Here is an 18,141-nt window from a genome sequence, read left to right on the forward strand (position 1 = left end):
AATTTGTTTTTTTCTATGAAAATTAGCGCCACTGCCTACTCCGGGAAAATATTAAGAATGCAGTGACGCTAACCTTAGGACACACTCGGTTCGTCAATTAAGCAAAGCGCCTAGGGGTTAAATGGCGCCAAATTTACCTTCTTGATAATCTTTTACGGCTTGATGAAGCTCTTCTTGGGTATTCATAACAAAAGGTCCCATATGCGCAATTTCTTCATCAATACGATTGCCAAGTAAAATCAAAGCACCGCCACCTTTTTCGCTGGAGAGTTCCACTTTACTTTGGCTATCTAACACTATTAAATGCCCGGCTTGAATACCGTTGATTTCCCCCGAGTGCACGTAAATGAACGCTTGCTCATGGGTACTGACATCTAACTCAGCGTTGCTGTTTTCTGCTAATGTTACATCTGCAATTGCGCCCCCGGCTGTAAGCTCGTTAAGTGGGGAAAGCGCGCCAAATTGAGGATTTTCAGCAAAATGCCATTGGCCCGCAAGGGCTCTAAGTTTGGCACCTGTGCTATTTTCAATCACAGGCAAGCCAGTGTCGGTCGAATCCTGATAGCGCGCAGGGCGAAGCTTGTCTTTTTTCGGCATATTTAGCCAAATTTGAAAACCATGCATTCCGTCTGTTTTATCTGCAATAGGCATTTCTGAATGCACTACGCCAAAACCGGTACTCATCCATTGCACATGGCCTGCGGTTATCGCTTTTTTGTTTCCCATTTGATCTTGGTGTTCGAAGCCACCTTTAATAATGTAGGTAAAGGTTTCAATTCCACGGTGAGGGTGAGGAGGAAAGCCAGCCATGTAATCCGATGCATTTTCAGATTTAAGTTCATCTATCATCAAATAAGGGTCAAGGTGTTGACCGGAGAAATCTGCTACACGCGCTATTTTCACGCCAGCACCATCTTGAGTTGGCTGTGAGCGAACCATATTAAGCACTTTCATTTTCAACCTCTACAAATACAAATTTAGCGTCGGGTACTTTATCAATCGTTTTAGTTGGAAACTATCGCTTAAAACAGGCTTTTTTATTCTATTAAATCGAACTTTTGATACGGTCGTTTTTATTAAATGCTCGAAATTATAATGAGAGTAATAAATAAGGCAGGCATGAAATAAAGCGATAACTAATTAAAGTTTAAGCTGTTTTATTTCCTGAAATTTGTTGCATTATTTTAATTTTAAGCATGCTTTTTTAAGCTCTCGTTTAATTAATTCAACCTCCATTTTTTGCTCAGCAAAAGAAAATCGTTTAGCTATACTTTTAAAATACAAAAGCGTGGTTTTAATTAAATTGTCAGATGATGAAATCGGATAATTTAGAGTGGTTTTCTAGAGGTTTAAAGTGGGTAAAGTGAGTTTAACTAAACTTTTTTTATTGTTTGTCGCTTTGCTTTTTGTTGGATTATCCACCATCGTTGGGTATTGGTTAGCGCTTGAATTTATGAAGGGAGAGTATTCCGTTAAGTTCGAATCTCCGGCGGCTGTTTCTAGCAAAGTGTTAAATGAAAAGCTAGCCGATATGTCTTATACCACGCGGTCCCTAACCCAGTTTTTTAAATCTTCAAGTTACGTTGAAAAAGATGAATTTAGTGGTTTTACCTCCCTAATTTTTAATCAATTTGATTATGTGTCTGCGGTCGCCTATTTTGAGAGTAAAAATATTCAAGAAGATGGTGACTTTCAATTGGTTTATTTCGATAAAAGTGTCGATTATGCATTTTTATCAGAATCTGGAATTGAAACTGTTTTTTCTCAATATGTATCAAATATTAAGTTCCATTCAGATTCAGCAATAGCGTCAAAAATAACACCGTTAAATACCAAAGATGGTTTTTATTCAGTGGTTATTGAACGTATTTCTGGTACTCACACATTTATTGTAATGGTGGTGGATATTCGGGCAATTTTACGTTCCGTTTTACAGAATCCAATTACACATCGCTTCGCGATATATCGCCTCCAAGGAGAAGCTCAGTTTTTAGAATATTCAGCGGTACCTAATTTTTCTCTCCAACAAGCCGACTTTTCTGCGGAACTCACCTTTTTCAATAATCGCTGGAAGTTGGAGATTCAAAATCCGTTTGAAAGGACGTCGGCTTCCTTTTATTTAATTCTCGCTGGCTTTTTGGTCGTTAGCCTATTCATTTTGGTTCTCGTTGCTATTTTGCTCAGAATGAAGCGTTTATACGAACAACGAGAAGTCGCGATTTATGAACTGAAATTTGCTCAAGAAAAGCTAGTTGAGGCGGAGAAAATCAATGCGATGGGAGGATTAGTTGCAGGAATCTCTCATGAGGTAAACACCCCGCTTGGCATTGGTATTACCAGTATCTCGCACCTAAAAGCGCTGCTGGATGATGTGAATACGGACTTCACTAACGGCGTATTGGATTCCCGCAAATTCGAAGACTTTGTTGAGTCGAGTCACGACTTGGTATCAATGGCCCTAAACAATATGGATAAGGCATCTAAGCTGGTGGCTGCTTTTAAACGTGTGGATGTGATAAACGCCGATCATGCGAAAGAGGTGGAAGAGGTCGATCTTAACGAGTTTGCTGGTCAATTTATTGAACTCTATCAGAGCGAGTGCGGTGGTGAGAAAATCAAATTTCATCTGAATGTCGATGAGTCGTTGCATGTTTACACTTATGCCAGCGTGCTATCTCAAGTCCTGACTTATCTTACTACGAATACCTTAATGCACAGCAATAGAGCCGACGCACAGAGCTGCGGCGTTTTTCTGACCATTGGACGTTATAAGGAAGACGGCAAGGTTTGGTTGAAATTTGAAGATAAGGGCGTGGGTGTTGATGAAGGGTGTTTGAAGAAAATTTTTGAGCCGTTTTATACCACAAAACGTGGAGAGGGGAGTGTGGGTTTAGGATTAAGTGTTGTGTATAACCTAGTGAAAAGTAAGCTGAAAAGTGACCTATTTTACGGCAGCAAAATTAATCAGGGCTTATGGATTGAGTTTGAATTAAAAAATCTCAAAGGGGTATAGCTTGTGATGTCGAATCCTTTGTTTGCTAACCAAAAATCAATACAAGTTGATAATAGTTCTGTTGTTAATAGAGCCAATTATTCGCCTCTGAAAGTATTGATTATTGATGATGAACCGGAAGTGCATCGAGTTACTGATCTTGCACTGAAAAGGTTCAAGTTTGAAGGCAACAGTGTTGAGTTTCTACATGCCTATTCAGCCAAGGAAGCTGAAAGCGTATTTGAAGATAATCCCGATATTGCCTTGGCACTCGTTGATGTTGTGATGGAAAGTGATCATGCAGGTTTGGATTTAGTGCACTACGTGAGAACGGTTCTGGATAACCATACTTGTCGTTTGGTGTTACGCACTGGGCAACCGGGGCAAGCACCAGAGCACGAAGTGATCGAGAAGTACGACATCAATGATTATAAAGAGAAAACCGAATTAACCAGTCAAAAACTAAAAACGCTTCTTTACAGTGCGTTACGTTCACATCGAGACATCAAGACGATTGAAAGTCACCGCAAGGGATTACGTCAGGTAATAGAAAGTACCACTTCAATGTTAAAGCCCAACTCTATGAATGAGTTTGCCTCTGCGGTACTGAAGGAAATTATGAATATCCTTCAAATCGATTCAACCGCTTTATATTGCTCGACGTTTGGTTCTCATGAAGACGGAGTCAGTCAAGCAAAAGTCTTAGCGGTAACGGGTGCGTTAGGCAGCGTATTAAACGGTGGAATGGAGTTGCTTCCTGATGATGTAAAAAGGTTATTTGATCAAGCTTTACGGGATCGAAAATCGCTCCACAGTGATAAAGGCTACGTGTTTTATACGCAAACCGACTCGGGATTTGAGAACCTGTTGTTTATCGGTTTACATGAATCGCTGACAGATACTCAGCGCGAATTGTTAGAAATTTATTGTATTCATGTTTCGCTCACTTATGAGATTTTAATGAAGAGTGAGGAAATCATCGATACCCAACGTGAGTTAGTTTACTTATTGGGTGATGCCGTTGAAATGCGCAGTAAAGAAACAGGAGCCCACGTTAAACGGGTGTCATTGGTGTGCTATGAGTTAGCCAAACTTGCCAATTTGCATGAAAAGGAGGCGTTGGAGCTTAAACGCGCTTCTCCATTACATGATCTTGGCAAGGTGGCAATCCCTGATGGCATTTTGCACAAGCCCTCTAAGTTGAACGAATCGGAATGGGAGATCATGAAGTCCCATGCTCAAGTGGGATACGACATTTTGCAGAAGTCAGCCCGTCCTATTTTGAAAAAGGCGGCTGAAATTAGTTTGACGCACCATGAAAAATGGGACGGAAGCGGTTATCCACAAGGGCTATCCGGGACTGATATTCCACTTTCCGGTCGTATTACAGCAATTGCAGATGTATTTGATGCCTTAGGATCCGCACGCTGCTACAAAAGAGAGTGGTCGCGAGAACAGATTAAGTCGGAATTGACAGCGCAGTCGGGTAAGCACTTTGATCCTGACTTGGTGAAGCTACTGGTAAACAACTTCGACACATTCTGGAAAATTAGGCAGCAAAACCCTGATTAAGGGAAGACAATTGATGGCTGAGTTCAAAATAAACCGACTTGAGCAGTTAGATTCAGACCGCGCTGAAGCTGGCTTGACTGCGTTAAACGAAACCTTGGATTTGTTGGGGGATATTGAAGAATTTATCGTGCTTTCCTGTGAACTTGAGTCGTTACTTTCAAGGTGTAAATTTGTTTACCGAGGTGACTTCATTTCTTTAGACTACGATGCGCTTGCGCGGCAGTTGATGACAAAAAACATGATGCCGGAAGCAGACAAATCATACTTTTTTTGTGTGCAACAAGGTCGCTCGAACCGTATTTTTTTAAAAGCGGAGCGCAATGAAACAGGAAGCCTATTCCTATTTATTTTGTTGCAAAAACCAAGTGGGGAATCAAGCAAGCGAGCGTATTGGAGCTTGGATTATTTGAGCCGTATTTTCAATGCGCTGTATTGTCAAATGGACAATGTCGTTCAGTTTGAAGAGCGAGAGAAAATTGCCAGCCTAATCAATTTGGGGCGCTTGGTCCCAAGTGTGACACATGAAATCAATAATCCTTTAGGGGTTGGATTAACCTCGGTTTCGCATTTAAAAACCTGCTTATTGGACATAGGACAGTGCTTTGCCAATGGTGAACTGACAGAAGAGAACTTTAAAGAGTTTATGGAAGAGTGTAATGAGGCCGCAGACTTGCTTGAATACAACATTGATAGGGCTGTTGGTTTGGTACGTGACTTTAAATGTAACTCCGTGAATCAAAGTGCTGATGTACTGACTGACTTTAATTTAGCAAAACACATTCGTAGCATTATTAACAGCGTGAGTCCTGCGCTTAAATCCAAGCAAATTGAGCTACATCACCACGTTAAGGTTGATACCAATTTGACGGTTAATTCCTATCCGGGGGCGTTGTTTCAAGTGCTTACCAACTTAGTGTTTAATGCTTTAAACCACGCCTTTGAAGGCCGCACAGACGGGCGTTTGACGTTATCGGTTGTTCAGAATGATGCTCAGGTTGACGTGGTTGTTGAGGATAACGGCGTTGGCATTTGTGATGAGTACCTGCATAAAATCTATGATCCCTATTTCACGACCAAAAAACATCATGGAGGGAGTGGCTTAGGGTTAGCCGTGGTGAAAACGCTGGTCGAAGATAAACTAAAAGGGAAAATTGAGATTAATTCTGAGGTGGATAGAGGTACCCGTTTTCATATCACTATTCCCTTCGATGATTAGCAATTAAATAGGGGAAAATGGCGAATAAAGTCAGTGATACTAAGTAAACAAAACCCGCGAAAGAATATTTCGATTGTAGATACTCTGCTAGGGTGATATTTCGAAGACCAATAACTAGCGTAAACTCAACAGCCAGCAAATATACTAGCGCTAGCACGCCAATGACCAACATGTTACCTGCTGTCAATTTTGCCCCCGACCAACGCCAAATTAAGCGAGCGCTTAGGAAGCTGATACCAATCATAAAGGGGGCCTCGAGTAGCTCAGCAAGATGCTCTCCTACGTTCGGTGCCAGCAGTAAAACGCGAATTGTGCCAAGGATAAATCCACAGGCGAATACAATCATAAAATACAGGCAGGAGTAGCGAAAAAGTAACGTCATAATGGTTTTGGTAAACTTGAAAGACGCATTCAGCTGGCAAAAGCGTAGACAACTGAATGCGTGTTACGAATCAGGCTGAGTTTAAATATAACCTCTATACGATGCTGATTAAACCCTCAAAATCCGTTGATACAAAACGCTGATTAGAACGAATACTTCATACTCACCCGTGCACTTCTTGGTGTGCCCGGTTGCGTCCAGAGCGCGGAGTAGGAATTGTCGTAGTAAGTTTTATCCAATAGATTATCGATAATAAACTTCAGCGTTAGGTTGTCTTGCAGGTTAACGATACCGGAAATATCCACTTTAACGTAGCTTGGTAATTGATAGTTGGGATCAATGGTTTCCCCGAGGCGATCACCTACATAAGTGACGCTGGCAACTAAAGCCGTTTCATAACCAAACAACTGAGTGTCGCGTTGCGCGGTAATGTTAAACGCATGTTTTGGGATGTTGATAAGCTGGCTACCTGCTGGAATTTCAATGTCCCAGTCAACATTGGTTAAGCTGTTATCGGTTTTCGCGCGAATAAAGGCATAGGATAGCGTGAGTAGCGTGTATTGATCGAGATTAACGTTCATGTCTAGCTCAACGCCTTCACTGCTGGCTTCACCCAGTGCAATTGAAAAGCCAGAATTAACCGGGTCAGACCCTAAAATATTGCTTTTCTTGGCGTGAAAGATCGCAAAGTTGGCGTTTATGTCGCCTTGGTTGGCGGTATATTTTACGCCAGCTTCGTAAGAACGACTGGCTTCGGGATCAAATGCATTGCCATTAACATCTGTGCCTCCGTTCGGTCTGAAACCTTCCGAGTAGCTTACGTAAGCCGTGTAGTTGTCGTTGGCGACATAGGTTGCTCCCAAACGTGGGCTAGTAGCCGTTTGTTGTATTTTGTTGATGCTACCATTTAGATGATTTTCCAATTCATTTTGGTAATCATCAAAGCGCAAACCGAGCAAGATCTTCCATTTTTCTGAGAGATCAATTTGATCTTGAATATACACACCAAACGATTGCTGTTCTTCCGTTCTGTCGGTAACTGGAGCGACCTCAGGTGGCGTTTCACCGTATTGCGGATTCAGTAAGTCTACTGAATAGCGCGTATCACCGGCACCCCACGCTGTTCTCCAACGTTGCATTTGTTGGTGATAACGATATTGATAGGCGTCGCTACCCAATAACAAATGATGTGTGATGTCTGAGGCTTCTATCTGACCGCTTAGCTCGATGCGACCTGATAAGTCGGTGGTGTCGTAGTCACGATGGCGACGTTGTCGTGACACCGTTTGAGGGGTGGTATACAACAATTGACGACCAGCAGATAACTCTACTTCCGTTGAGTAGCCTTCAAAAGAGGAATCACGATAGCTTACCCCACCATTGAGGCTCCAATTTTGATTGAGCTTGCTCTGCAAAGAAAGCTGATGGCCTAACGCTTCAATATCAATAGGACCGTCGTTTGGTTCGCCGTAAAAAGTGTTAATTGGCACAGTATCCAACTGGTAATTGGGGACGACGATACCGCGGTCAAATGGTGCTTCTTGGTCGACTAATTCAAGCTCGTAGAACACGCTGGTATCTGCGTTGATGTGATAGGCAAACGAAGGCGTTAGTGCGAGTTTTTGGCTAGTGATTGTATCGCGAAAGCTGCCTGCATCTTGATATGAGCCGTTCACACGAAATGCCATATCTTGGTTGATAGCATCGGTAAAATCACCTTCAATGCGATAGAAATCATCAGAGCCGATACTGGCTTCCACGTAACCTTCACGCGCGAATTGCGGTTTTTTGGTGATCACATTAATGGTGCCGCCAGGTTCGCCTCGGCCATACAAAGCTGAGCCGGGACCTTTTAGCACTTCTATTGATTCAATACTTGATGCGTCGCGTGTACCGCTAAAGCCGCGTCCCACATTGAAACCGTTAACTAAATACCCGGCAGGCGCGTTTTCGTTGCCTGCGAATCCGCGAATAGCGAAGCTATCCCATAATCCACCAAAGTTATTTTGCGAGGCAATCCCGCTAGAGAACTTCAATGCATTTTGAAAGCTAAGCACACCAAGAGAATCGAGTAGCTCATCGCTAATAATGTCGATTGATTGCGGCAGCTCTTTCAATGGCACATTGCCTCGGTAAGCTTGTTGTTGGGTTACTACGGCAATATGTTCAACATCATTTGCATCATTAGCGGCGCTAACAGGTTGATTAAAAGCGAGCATTACCGCAATGGCAAGGCTGTGTTTGGGTGTTAAAAGAGTGTACTTCATGCGTTTAATTATCCTGCTGACGCGTTTGTTTGTGTTGATCGATTAGGCGTAAATTCTGGTCGTTGTTGTATCGCTTCGCGTTTGAAGGGCGGCTTCTTGAACAATAACGGGTAGTAGAATTCACGTAATGATTGATGGAAGTTACGTACCGATTGTTCATATTCTCTGGCCGCTTCGGCATCGGTTTGTGCCCAATAGGATAAAATGCGTTGTAGCGCTGTTGCTGGTGATCGCACAGCGAACAGGTTGGCTAGTTGGTATTTTTCTTGAGCAACGCGACGGTATTCTTCCGATAACGCTTGGGCTTTTTGGTCGCCTACTTGTTGGAAAGCGTAATACCACTTCCAATCAAACAGGCTTGGCATTTGAGTGTAGTTTTCCCATTCAGGATGTGTTTCAACAAAGGGGTCAAACGTCTCGGAAAACGGTAAATCCCACGCATCATTCACCGCTTCACGCTGGGTCATTAGTATATCGCCACCTTTGGGGCCGGTGATGCTTTTTTCTATTACTACATGTCCCACTGCTGGCACAATGTACGAAGTAATTAGCCAGACTCCGAGCAATATGCTGGCAAGCATAGGAGCAGGGGAAGGAAGCTTGGCGACGGAATAACTCAATAGCGCCCAAAAACCAAGATACAGTAAACAAAGCAAGGTGACGCCTATTCCTGTTATCCAACCTACTTGATGCAAGATTGCGCCAATCCAAAAGGGGAGTAACAAAGCGAAACCTAGGGTAACGCTAAGGATCATGGCGCGAGTCAACCAAAGGCCCGCTCCGCTTGCATTACTTATCGTGAGTAACTCCAATCGCCCCGCTGCTCGCTCGGAGGCGCGTAAATCGTGTAATAGCAAAATGAGTAAGAAAGGTGCGAGTACACTGATCACAAAAGCGAAGTCAATTCTGCCTGCTAAAGCTAATTCAGGGTTTTCGGTATCAGATTCGTGAATTTGCCCTTCAAGCGCTAACATGCGAATGCGGTGTTTCCACGGATACACATCGCGTACACCCAGAGAGGCAAATGCCAAAGGTGATGGCGCGGAATAGGTTAAGTGGAAGCTGTAATATGCTACACCACCGTAATCATGTTGTTGTTCGAGTACGGCTTGTCTGTCTTGGGCGTCGGCTTTCAATAAACGCTCAATAGTGGCGTGTTGTTGTGCGACCTCTTTACTTCCTGTCCATACCGCAAATAGAGATAAAGCCAAAGCGGCAACAAGAATGAGTACCACTTGTTTTTTACGCAAAAGGAAATGCGCTTCTCGTTTAATAGCTAGCCAGTTCATACGCGTTTACCTGCAAAAAAAGTGACGCCACAACACAATAAAAACAGCATCAGTAATTGTGTTAATGGAAGCTGGCTGTTGCTGATCCTTTGGTCTGCGGCAAGTGGGGTAAAATGGAAGTTGTCGAGTATTTGCCAGTTTTTGGCGTCGACTTTTGCACGATGATGGGTTTCGTGATCTTTATATTTGTTGGCGTCATCCGTATAGCTCACATTTTCTGCGTGCAATTTGTTGAGAGATTGCACAAATGAAAAGCGCACGGCTTCTGCTTCTCGTAAAAATCGATGGTAGTTTTCCAAGTCGGTTCCCGCCAATTTCATAGAGGCGTTTTGTATGGCAATAGCCGGTGACAACCAGCCAAATTGGCGGGCAACATTGGCTTGATCTTGCGCTTCTTGCATTTGCTTTTCAGAGAATTGATTTAATATCTTGGTGAGTTTGGCTTCAGATTTTTGCGCCACAATTCCTTTGAAGTTCACGGGTAAGTCTTCGATTTTATCAACCTCGTATTTCGCCAGTAAGCTGGATTTTAAAGCGCTAAAAGCGGGGTCGTTAGAGTTGTGACCATCACCTAACTTGCGTAACTCCTGTAACACGGCGAAATCAGTTTCTAATTTACCCGGTGAGGCGACTACTACGGTTGCTGTGTTGCTGGCAATTCGGGGTAGGACCAAACATAAAACAATCCATAAACAGGTAAGACTGCTAAAGCTGGCGGCGTTATTGGCGCTTAAAGTTGAGGCCAACAGAATTAAACTGCTCCAAATAAGAATGTAAAGCACGTAGCTCACTAGGAACATCGCGGTGGCAGAGCCTTCTGCACCATTAATAAGCGCCCAAATAGCACCAATAGCAAACGGGCTAAATACCAGTAACCCGGCGCTAATTAGCGCCAATCCTTTGCCTGCTATGAGGTAAGGCGGGGTTATACCTTGTACTTTTAAAAAGTCGAAGGTGCCTGCTTCTCGTTCTCGTGTCATGGCGCCATAACCCATGACAATGAGCAATAATGGGGTGAGCAGTTGCATGACGAAAGCGGGCGACAATGTGCCTAACCATGATAAGCCACTGCTTTGTTGTTGCTCGGAGAAGGTGGCGCCATTGCGTCTGTGACCTTCTAAAAACACCGATGTGCCGGTAAATGGGTCGATGCCCGGATCCAAACTGCTTAAAGGGGGCGGCGCACGGAACACGTAATGCCCGTAATGCACCATTCTGTGAGGGTGTCTGTCTGGCTGGTCAGCAAATTTTTGTTGAGCCAAGGTTTGCAGGTGTGTGCGTTGCTCGGCTTCAAGCTGCATGGAAGTGTGGGTAACAAAAACCGAGGCGATTGCCAGAATTAAGGCAATAATCAGTAGTGATAAGGCTAAACGTGAGCGACGCCAGTATCGCCATTCGTCCCGCGCAATACAAAGAAGCGTGGCAATCATGTGCGGCCTCCTTGAGCAAACGCAACGTGCACGGCTTCGGTATCGATATTGCCATTTTCCGGCGCGTTAAACATGTCAACAATTTCGCCATCGCGTAATAGCCCAATGCGATTGGCTACATGACAAGCACCATAAACATCATGAGTTACCATAAAAATGGTAACGCCTTGTGCTGAAAGCTGTGTAACCAACTGGTTAAATTCGTCAATGGCAACTGGGTCTAACCCTGATGTGGGTTCATCAAGAAATAAAATCGGTGCTTCACGGAGCAGCGCCAAAGCGATTGCCGTTTTCTGACGCATCCCTTTGGAATATTCCCCCAGCGGACGCTGCCATGCTTGAGGCTGCAAGGCGACTTTTTCTAAAGTGGCGTGAATGACTTGTTCAGAAGTCGGCTTTTTTCCCAATGACAGGAAATAACGAATATTTTCGATGGCATTTAAATGGCCGTATAACATAACCGATTCGGGCAAATAGGCGACTTTTTGTCGGACAAGCTGAGTGTTTTGATGGACCGCTTGACCGAGTATTTGTGCGCTACCTAAGCTTGGGGGAATGAGCCCTAAAAAGGTTTTTATTGTGGTTGACTTTCCTGCTCCATTCCCACCTAACAACGCTAAAACATCACCTTTATGAGCAATAAAATTGACGTTGTTTAAAATTTTTTTTGAGCCAACGGCAACGCATAAGTTGTCCGCTTGAATGACTATTTCAGACATGTTTCACCATCCTAAACTTCAGAAGGCGTGAGATGTTATATTATAACATTTTGTGTTGCTATTAATATGTCTTAAACCTAAGTAGGTTGAACGCAAATTGAACCAATATAGTGGGTTATTGAGGTGGGGAGTTGTTACCCGTTGAAGGCGAAAGGGAAAAGTCCGACTCCCTTAAATGATTGTCTCAAATAAAGGAGCCGAACGAAGGGGATAAATGATACGAGGAAGGCGATGCTTAGTTAGTGAAATCGTCAGAATCTTCTGAGTCGTCAGATTCGTCTTGTTTTTTCTCTTTAGCCGCCTTAGAAATGTCTTTGTTCGCTTCAGCTTGTTTTTGCGCTTCAATTTTGGTCTGTTCTTCTTGCTTGCTTGGCGTAGGGTCAGCCGCTTGAGCCGCAAAAGCAAAAGTTAATAGTGTAGACAAGGCAACTAACGCAGTTAATTTTTTCATAAATCTCTCCAAAATAACGCTTTTATAATGGTTCACACTAAACAAGGGTGAACTTCAATTTAAAACATTTCGCAATGTTCACTTGGCCTATTACAGCTTTCGTGCCAACTTTTTAACGTGTTGATTAAAAAGAAGTTATTTTTATTTTGTTGTTTTTTTCTGAGCCGGGCGTATGTTTTCCAAGGATTGATTAAGGATTTATGTTGTCGATTAGCGACACCGTTTTCAATTCGATACAGTTAAAGAGCGTTAGTGAACCAATTTTAGTGTTTATTAAGTTGTTGATAAATAAATAATAAATAGAAATATTGCGGCGTTTTTGCTTTGGTGTCTCAAATTAGAGACAGGTTAACAATCGCCTATAATTAGCTTAGAGTGAGCAACGTTATCAGGCTGATTGTTCGCAGCTGAGGTTATTGAGTTTGAAAGCATCCAATCTATTCACATCCTTATCATCCTTGTCGTTAAGAACCTTGGTTTTACTGGGTTTTATAAGTGTTACCGTGCCGTTAACGCTGGTTCTGCTATCTTCTATGGTTCGCATCGACACCCTTTCGAACCAAGGGGTTAGTGCTGTGAATAAGGTCGCTAAATTGGTGTACAGCAGCAAACAAATGACAGAGCTGTTAAGCAACATGGAGCGCACCGCGGGCCAGTTTTTAATCTTATCGGATAATGCTCTTAAGCAACGTTATCTGGAGTACCGCAATACGTTTTTGAGTTTGGTTGATAGCAAAGCCGCGCAAGCGAATCATGACAAATTAACGCAATTGCTGACGCAGCTAAGGAATGAGGAAGCGAGCATTAATGCACGTATCCTTAGTACAGGAAAAATGCTTTCTTTAGAGGCACTACAAAGCCAATACGGCAAGTTACATGAGTACGGACAACAGTTGTTTCAATTAGATAGCCAAATTATTAATTTAGAAATTAGCGCCATAGAACGCAGCGCGTATTCGGTGGAAAATCGTTTAATGCAGTCCACCATTATTTTTCCGCTCACTTTACTCATAAGCATTTTGTTTATTCGCTTGATCAATCGCCCGTTGAATCAACTCATTACCCATATTAAAACGCTTGAATCGGGGGATTTTGAGCAACCAGTTAGAGTTGACGGTGCGAAAGACATGAAGGACATTGCACACACATTGGATGCGATGCGTATTCAGCTTTTACAGTCTGAAGAACAGAAAAAACGCACGATTCAGCATATTTCTCATGAATTAAAAACGCCGCTGGCAGCGATTCGTGAAGGGACAGAATTGCTTTATGATGGCACTATCGGCGAGCTTAATGAATCGCAAAAACACGTCGCTAGCATCTTGCGTTCGAGTACCGAGCGCTTACAGAAGTTGATAGAGGATTTGATCGATTTCAATCGTATTATTGCCATCAATCCGATTTCTGCCAGCCAATCGTGTGAGCTAATACCCATTATTCAAGAAACGCTCGAGGAGCGTAGTTTGGAGATAACACGCAAGCGTTTGTCTGTGGTGTTACCGACGCATACTTCAACGTTAGATGACCCTATTACCTTGCCAATGCATGAACAACATTGCCGAATGGTGTTCGATAATGTGTTGTCAAATGCCATAAAATTTTCACCCAATGAAGGACAAATTACGGTAGCGCTTAAGCAGGACGAGCAATGGCTTACAATTATGGTGTCCGACGAAGGTGTAGGCATTCCACAAAGTGAACATGAGCGAGTTTTTGAGTTGTTTTTTCAGGCAAGTAATCGCCCTAAAACCAAAGTAAAAGGCAGTGGGATGGGCTTAACTATTACCCGAGAAGTGGTACTAAAATACGGGGGGCAAGTGTACTTGCAAGACAATCCATCGAGTCAAGGGTGCTGTTTCGTGGTGACATTGCCGCGCTTTTTTTCACATGAGTCAGAGTCACATGAGTAAATCGTTATTTTTATCGTCGATATTACTGTTTTCGATGTTTGTAGTAGGGTGCCAAACCCTTCCTAAGTCGGCACCAAAAGAGCCGGCTTCTGTAAATGTGCCAGACATACCTCGGGTGACTCCAACAGACGCGACAGATTGGGGCGAGGTGTATACCTTTTATAAAGGAATGTCGGTGCCACAGCTAGAACGTGAAATTATTCGGCTTGCGAGTTTGCCACCGAGCGATGATAAGCAGTTACGCCAAGTGTTGGTGTATTTAGTTCCGCATTCTCCAAACAAAAATACACACCAAGGTCGTACTGATTTACGCCGTTGGTTATCGGCTAGCTCAGATGACCAAAAAGGTTTGTGGTATTTGGTGTTTGATATTTTAACGGAGACAACGCGCTTATATGAACGTTTGGCAGAGCAACAACAAAAAAACGGGGAAACAGAAGGGCGTTTGCAGCAGCTAGAACATGGCATGTTGCAACTTCAGCAGCAAATTCAACAGTTGACGTCTATTGAGCAAAATATCATTGACCGAACCGAGGTAACAAATGACGGAAAATAATGTTCAGCGCATTTTGGTGGTTGATGATGATCCCGATTTGCTGACGCTGGTGGCGATGCGTTTGCGCGGTGCGGGATATCAAGTGGAAACAAGCGACTCAGGCAAAGCAGCGTTAGGGTTGCTTGAGGCGTGTCGTCCACAGCTATTGATTACCGATGTGCGCATGGATGAAATGGATGGCATGGCCTTATTCGAAGCGGTGCGTAAGCGCTATCCTGCGTTGCCCGTGATTATGCTAACCGCTCATGGCACGATCCCTGATGCCGTGGCAGCCACAAAAAAGGGGGTGTTTTCCTATCTCACCAAGCCGTTCGACAGTCAAGAGTTGTTGGCGCTTGTAGCCAAGGCGATTGAGCTAAATCCAGTGGCAGAAGCTGATGAACAAATGAGTCAGGAAAAAGACTGGAGTAAAGGCATTATTTATCGCAGTAATGTGATGCAAGAAGTATTGTTGCAAGCGCGACATGTCGCGCAAAATGATGTGAGTGTGTTTATTAACAGCCAATCTGGAACCGGCAAAGAGTTGTTAGCTAAAGCGATTCACAACGCTAGCCATCGTAATCAAAAAGCGTTTGTTGCTGTAAACTGTGCGGCAATTCCCGAATCTTTATTGGAGTCGGAACTGTTTGGTCATGTGAAAGGCGCGTTTACTGGTGCAAACAAAGATCACCAAGGGCTATTTCAAGCCGCTAACGACGGCACCTTATTCTTAGATGAAATTGGCGATATGCCGTTAAACTTTCAAGTGAAGTTGTTGCGTGTACTGCAAGAGCAAGAAGTGCGTCCGGTGGGAGCAACCAAGAGTGTGCCCATAAATGTGCGTTTAATTAGCGCAACCCACAAAGACTTAGAGCAAGCGGTAACAGATAACGAATTCCGCGAAGACTTATACTATCGTTTAAATGTTGTTGAGTTGCGTTTACCTTCCTTGGCGCAGCGTCGAGACGACATTCCGCTTCTGGTGAATCACTTTTTGGCGCACATCCTTGCTCGCACTCAAAAAAAGCTGACTGGATTTACCGACGATGCGATGTCGTTACTCATTTCCGCGCCTTGGCCGGGAAATGTGCGTCAATTGCAAAACGTAATAGAGCAAACCATTGCCTTGTGCCAAGGACCGTTGATTTCTGCGGAGTTAGTACAGCGTGCATTGCGTATGAAGTCGGAAACACGTCCTTCATTTTCTGTAGCAAGAACAGAGTTTGAGCGTGGTTATTTGGCAGAGTTGTTAAAGGCTACAGAAGGGAACGTAACCCAAGCAGCGAAAATTGCCGGTAGAAACCGCACAGAGTTTTACAAGTTGCTTGATAAACACCATCTTAACCCGGAGCAATTCCGCCAAGCTTGAGTCCATAAAATAATTTATCTTGAGCAGTAAGCCGAGCGATTTTTGAAAACGAGGTTGTCTGGTACTTATTGCGCTTTTGGCTTTAATCTTTATTCCAAGCTAGAGTTATTCAAAGGCTTTACTCCTGCCATAAAAAGCATCTAATTTGGGGCAGTGATAATGTATTAATTATACCGGATAAAACGAAGAGTTTTTATCGAGCCTGTGAAGCATAATTCGACGTTTACAATCGGTTTTACCTGCTACCGCGTTCGACATCAAGATTTAGTTAAGTGTAGCGGCAAAACTGTGACCCATATTAAACTTGGAGGAAAACGATGCTTTTCGTAACGAACAGAGAGCCGAAAGGCTCAATTAGAACCAAGGCGAATAGAAAGTTCCAGTTCGACCTTAGCAAGAACGCGCCCTCTAATTCTATTTATTGCTGTGAACGAGTCGCCTCGGGGGAATATATTGAACTTAGCTCAAAACAATGGCTTGCTCAGCTAAAAGGCAGCATGTCCAAACAAGTGCTTTTCTATATTCACGGGTTTTCTAACATGCCCGAACCCGACATTTTTCCGCGCGCGGAAAAGCTTCAACAACAGTTCAATGATGCTGAACCCAACTTGGTTCAAGTCGTGCCAGTTATTTGGCCGTGCGATGATGATCCCGGGATTGTGAAAGATTACTGGGATGACCAAAAATCGGCAGACATGAGTGCATTCTCATTTTCACGCGCGCTTCAGTTCTTTATGAGTTGGCGAGATCAAGAACCCGAAGATGATCCTTGTACCAAACGCATCAACATATTGGCTCATTCCATGGGAAACCGTGTGCTACGAGAAACATTGGCGGCTTGGAATCAGTACGATTTAGCCGATGGCGTACCGTTGCTGTTTCGAAATACATTTCTTGTGGCCGCCGATATCGTCAATGAATCACTTGAATCAGGGCAAAAGGGACGACTAATTAGTCAAGCGTCTAGGAATGTATCTGTTTATTATGCGTCTGATGATCTCGCGTTGCGGGCTAGCAAAGTGTCGAACCTGAAAAACAAGGTTGCCTCAAGAAGGCTGGGGCATTCGGGACCTGAACAAATGAGTCATACCCAGTCTAATGTGTATGCCATTGATTGCGACAACTTCAACAACCGCTACGACCACCCAAAAGGGCATTCCTACTTCCTTGATGATGAAACAGGCGCGCCGGGTGCCGTATTTAAACACCTCCTAAAGTCAATGCAAACAGGGCGAGTTTATGTGGGCGATAGCCGCGACAGGCGGCATACTTTGTGAGCTAAACTGCTCACAATAGCTAATGTTTGACTCGATGTAGGGCTTGGCTAGGCTAAGCCTTTTCATTGATTTAGTTGGGCGTAGCTAAACAAGAGCCAGAAACTATCAGCACTGCACCAATCCTTATCGAAGCAAAAAGTGCTGAAAACGAAGCGCAGAAACTTTCAGCCCCTACAAGTCCGAAAAAGCGTTCAAATCCGTCATCTATATCTCTTTTATGCACCTGTTTTGAAAGTTCGATTTGTTGTTGAATTGGCTTTATGAGTTTTTGAGGGAGTAGGGTATATCTATCTTTTCCCCCTTCCCTCGAAATACAAATATCGTTTTGTTCGAAAAATCAATGTCTTTTATTCTTAAGCGCAGAGCTTCATTGATCCGCAGTCCAGCGCCATAAAGTAGCGCAGTGATCAATTTATATTTTCTTTTCATTAGGCTAATAATGATACCGGCCTCATTCGCGTCTAATACAGTTGGCATTCTCTTTGGCTTTTTAGTGAGCGAATAACTAAGCCCGACAATTTCACGTTTAATAACGTGTTTGTACATAAAAATGAGAGCGCATAAGGCTTGGTTTTGTGTTGCCGCACTGACTTGGCGGTTCAAACTGAGGTGGCTGAGGAATTGTTCAATTTCAGCGTTGAAGAGATCTTTGGGGTGTTTCAGATCATGAAAGCGAATAAAGCGTCTTATCCACGCTAAATAGGATTTTTCGGTTTGTAGGCTGTAGTGCTT

General features: G+C 43.5%; 15 protein-coding genes. 7 read left to right on the top strand and 8 right to left on the bottom strand.

Annotated features, from left to right (window positions below):
• Window positions 1–117: 117 nt before the first annotated feature.
• Window positions 118–954, bottom strand: coding sequence for a pirin family protein (locus HJG39_RS09215; RefSeq protein WP_268408654.1), 837 nt, complete (start codon window positions 952–954; stop codon window positions 118–120).
• A 409-nt stretch (window positions 955–1,363) separates the two neighbouring features.
• Between HJG39_RS09215 and HJG39_RS09220 the strand changes: the two genes are divergently transcribed.
• The 3 genes from HJG39_RS09220 to HJG39_RS09230 are packed head-to-tail and all read left to right on the top strand — an operon-like array spanning window position 1,364 to window position 5,780.
• Window positions 1,364–3,013, top strand: coding sequence for a sensor histidine kinase (locus HJG39_RS09220; protein WP_268408656.1), 1,650 nt, complete (start codon window positions 1,364–1,366; stop codon window positions 3,011–3,013).
• Between the two features lie 6 nt (window positions 3,014–3,019).
• The gene (locus HJG39_RS09225) at window positions 3,020–4,564 is read left to right on the top strand and encodes a DUF3369 domain-containing protein (protein ID WP_268408657.1); all 1,545 of its coding nucleotides are present in this window, start codon (window positions 3,020–3,022) and stop codon (window positions 4,562–4,564) included.
• Window positions 4,565–4,577: 13 nt separating this feature from the next.
• Entirely contained in the window at window positions 4,578–5,780 is a 1,203-nt protein-coding gene (locus tag HJG39_RS09230) for a sensor histidine kinase (RefSeq protein WP_268408658.1), read from the top strand.
• On the opposite strand, the gene HJG39_RS09235 is transcribed toward HJG39_RS09230, so the two are convergent.
• The 6 genes from HJG39_RS09235 to HJG39_RS09260 all read right to left on the bottom strand — a co-directional run bounded on the left by HJG39_RS09235 (window position 5,761) and on the right by HJG39_RS09260 (window position 12,318).
• On the bottom strand, window positions 5,761–6,162 hold the full coding sequence (locus HJG39_RS09235; RefSeq protein ID WP_268408659.1) for a hypothetical protein: 402 nt from the start codon (window positions 6,160–6,162) through the stop codon (window positions 5,761–5,763). The two genes, HJG39_RS09230 and HJG39_RS09235, sit on opposite strands and share 20 nt — an antisense overlap.
• Before the next feature lie 143 nt (window positions 6,163–6,305).
• Window positions 6,306–8,429 carry a TonB-dependent siderophore receptor gene (locus tag HJG39_RS09240; protein ID WP_268408660.1) on the bottom strand — a complete coding sequence of 708 codons (2,124 nt, stop codon included), beginning with the start codon at window positions 8,427–8,429 and terminating at the stop codon, window positions 6,306–6,308.
• A gap of 8 nt (window positions 8,430–8,437) precedes the next feature.
• The gene (locus HJG39_RS09245) at window positions 8,438–9,718 is read right to left on the bottom strand and encodes a DUF3526 domain-containing protein (protein WP_268408661.1); all 1,281 of its coding nucleotides are present in this window, start codon (window positions 9,716–9,718) and stop codon (window positions 8,438–8,440) included.
• Window positions 9,715–11,148 carry an ABC transporter permease gene (locus HJG39_RS09250; RefSeq protein ID WP_268408663.1) on the bottom strand — a complete coding sequence of 478 codons (1,434 nt, stop codon included), beginning with the start codon at window positions 11,146–11,148 and terminating at the stop codon, window positions 9,715–9,717. The genes HJG39_RS09245 and HJG39_RS09250 overlap by 4 nt, the downstream gene beginning before the upstream one ends.
• Window positions 11,145–11,867: an ABC transporter ATP-binding protein gene (locus HJG39_RS09255; RefSeq protein WP_268408664.1), complete on the bottom strand. Its 723-nt coding sequence runs from the start codon at window positions 11,865–11,867 to the stop codon at window positions 11,145–11,147. Before HJG39_RS09255 ends, HJG39_RS09250 begins: the two co-directional genes overlap by 4 nt.
• A gap of 235 nt (window positions 11,868–12,102) precedes the next feature.
• Window positions 12,103–12,318 (bottom strand): hypothetical protein, encoded by a 216-nt coding sequence (locus tag HJG39_RS09260; protein WP_268408665.1) that lies wholly within the window; start codon window positions 12,316–12,318, stop codon window positions 12,103–12,105.
• 422 nt (window positions 12,319–12,740) lie between these two features.
• Between HJG39_RS09260 and HJG39_RS09265 the strand changes: the two genes are divergently transcribed.
• From HJG39_RS09265 to HJG39_RS09280, 4 genes are all read left to right on the top strand, one after another.
• Window positions 12,741–14,228 carry a HAMP domain-containing sensor histidine kinase gene (locus HJG39_RS09265; RefSeq protein ID WP_268408666.1) on the top strand — a complete coding sequence of 496 codons (1,488 nt, stop codon included), beginning with the start codon at window positions 12,741–12,743 and terminating at the stop codon, window positions 14,226–14,228.
• Complete coding sequence (locus HJG39_RS09270) at window positions 14,221–14,784, top strand: hypothetical protein (protein WP_268408667.1); 564 nt, start codon at window positions 14,221–14,223, stop codon at window positions 14,782–14,784. Before HJG39_RS09265 ends, HJG39_RS09270 begins: the two co-directional genes overlap by 8 nt.
• Entirely contained in the window at window positions 14,771–16,132 is a 1,362-nt protein-coding gene (locus HJG39_RS09275; protein ID WP_268408668.1) for a sigma 54-interacting transcriptional regulator, read from the top strand. Before HJG39_RS09270 ends, HJG39_RS09275 begins: the two co-directional genes overlap by 14 nt.
• A gap of 317 nt (window positions 16,133–16,449) precedes the next feature.
• The gene (locus HJG39_RS09280; protein ID WP_268408669.1) at window positions 16,450–17,409 is read left to right on the top strand and encodes an alpha/beta hydrolase; all 960 of its coding nucleotides are present in this window, start codon (window positions 16,450–16,452) and stop codon (window positions 17,407–17,409) included.
• A gap of 258 nt (window positions 17,410–17,667) precedes the next feature.
• Here HJG39_RS09280 and HJG39_RS09285 read toward each other — a convergent pair.
• Window positions 17,668–18,141 (bottom strand): phage integrase N-terminal SAM-like domain-containing protein (locus HJG39_RS09285; RefSeq protein ID WP_268408670.1); only part of this gene is annotated, 474 nt, incomplete at its 5' end.

Origin of the sequence: Alteromonas sp. a30 (assembly GCF_026788005.1) — a bacterium.
Classification (GTDB): domain Bacteria; phylum Pseudomonadota; class Gammaproteobacteria; order Enterobacterales; family Alteromonadaceae; genus Paraneptunicella.